This window comes from Cognatundibacterium luofuense (genome assembly GCF_018139685.1).
Lineage (GTDB): Bacteria > Pseudomonadota > Gammaproteobacteria > Burkholderiales > Burkholderiaceae_D > Undibacterium > Undibacterium luofuense.
This window is the reverse complement of the sequence record NZ_JAGSPN010000120.1, coordinates 1-487: the sequence shown is the minus strand read 5'-3', so window position 1 is coordinate 487 and position 487 is coordinate 1. Positions and strand designations below refer to the sequence as shown.

1 protein-coding gene is annotated in these 487 nt (G+C 52.2%); it reads left to right on the top strand.

Features of this window, described 5'->3' with window-relative positions; translation table 11 throughout:
- Positions 1-70: 70 nt before the first annotated feature.
- A partial coding sequence (locus tag KDM89_RS19620) for an organic hydroperoxide resistance protein (RefSeq protein WP_186882138.1) occupies positions 71-487 on the top strand: 417 nt, incomplete at its 3' end.

The following is a 487-nucleotide window of genomic DNA, read 5'->3' as shown; positions in this document are numbered from 1 at the left end:
ATCGACGGCACAAGGAACAATAGCAGATCGGCACTCCAGTTCTCCCCTAACCTTACTGAGGAAACTGATCATGCAAATTCTTTACACAGCAAATGCAACTGCAACCGGTGGTCGTGATGGCCGCGCTACTTCTGACGACCAGCACCTGAATGTGCAACTGACGACGCCAAAAGAGCTGGGTGGCGCTGGCGGTGCCGGCACAAATCCTGAACAATTATTTGCAGCTGGCTATTCCGCCTGCTTTATCGGTGCCATGAAATTCGTTGCAGCCAGCCAGAAAAAAGCATTACCAGCGGATGTCTCCGTCAATGGTCTTGTTGGCATAGGCCCCAATGGCAAAGGCGGCTTTGGTATCGCCGTCACGCTGAATATTTCCTTGCCTGGTATGGACACAGAAGCCGCAGAAGCATTGATACACCAGGCACATGAAGTCTGCCCATACTCCAACGCGACGCGTGGTAATGTGGAAGTGAGTCTGAATCTGGTG